This is a genomic window from Pseudomonas sp. SH10-3B (genome assembly GCF_019891415.1).
GTDB lineage: Bacteria > Pseudomonadota > Gammaproteobacteria > Pseudomonadales > Pseudomonadaceae > Aquipseudomonas.
Genome location: NZ_JAFLXD010000113.1, coordinates 1 through 1,243 on the forward strand (window position 1 = coordinate 1; position 1,243 = coordinate 1,243).

At 54.4% G+C, this 1,243-nt stretch carries 1 pseudogene; it reads left to right on the forward strand.

Features of this window, described 5'->3' with window-relative positions:
- Nucleotides 1-71 precede the first annotated feature (71 nt).
- Nucleotides 72-1,207 (forward strand): annotated as a pseudogene (locus tag J1G35_RS30570) (IS3 family transposase).
- Nucleotides 1,208-1,243 lie beyond the last annotated feature (36 nt).

Sequence of the window (1,243 nt, forward strand, 5' to 3'; positions counted from 1 at the left end):
TGAACTGGCCTAATGATTTTGGACACTTCAATCGGGCGCTATGATAGCGCCCAAATCTGAGGTGTTTGGTTATGCGTAAATCTTATTCGAGTGAGTTCAAGCTCAAGGCTGCCAGCATGGTGCTGGACGAAGGCCAGCCGGTTACCGAGGTCTGTGCCAGCCTGGATATAGGCCCTACGGCTCTGCGCCGCTGGATTGATCAAGTGCAAAAAGAACGCTTGGGATCGACTCCGGTGGGGGCTAAGGCGATTACTGCTGATCAACGAGAAATCCAGAGACTCAAAGCCCTGCTCAGGGAGAAAGACCTGGACATCGAAATCCTAAAAAAGGCCAGTGCTCTCCTGCTTTTGGACGCCAAAGATCATTCACGTTGATCGATGAGCTGGACGAGCAGTACGGCGTTAAAAGGTGTTGTAGGGCGTTCGGAGTAAACCGCAGCAGCTTCTACGCCTGGCGCCAACGCCAGGGCAGAGCAAATCCCGAGCGGGAAAAGCTCAAAGCCGCGCTGGTTATGCACCACAAGGCGTCGAGAGAGTCGGCGGGCGCACGTACCTTGTCCAAGGAGCTGCAAGCCAAAGGGCATCGTATCGGACGCTATATGGCTCGCAGTTTGATGCGCGAAGCTGGCATCGCGAGTCGTCAGCGCAGACGCCATAAGTACACGTCACCGGGCGTGGAGGCATTGGTAGCGCCGCATATGCTCAAACGAAAATTTGATGTGAGGGCGGTTAATCAGGTGTGGTGTGGCGACGTGACCTACATCAAGGTCGGCAAGCGGTGGATGTATTTCGCTGCGGTTCTGGATCTGTACGCTCGCAGGATCGTGGGTTGGTCGTTCTCGATGATTTCTGATGCCAATCTGGCCTGTGAGGCGCTACGCATGGCGGTAGAGTTACGTGGCCGTCCCCAGGATGTGCTGTTTCATTCAGACCAAGGTTGTCAGTACACCAGTCATAAATTCCGAAACGAACTGCTGAAACATGGACTTAGGCAAAGTATGAGCCGTAAAGGCGAGTGCTGGGACAACGCCCCGATGGAGCGTTTCTTCGGCAGTTTGAAATCAGAGTGGGTGCCTGAGGCAGGCTACAAACTGGAGTTTGAGGCCCGAGCAGACGTGCAGCGCTATATCTCGCGCTACAACATCAGCAGGCCTCACAGCTACAACGACTATCGGTCGCCAATTGCGGAGGAAAGGTTGGCGGCGTGAACCTTAATCGGTGTCCAAGATTACTTGACCAGATCA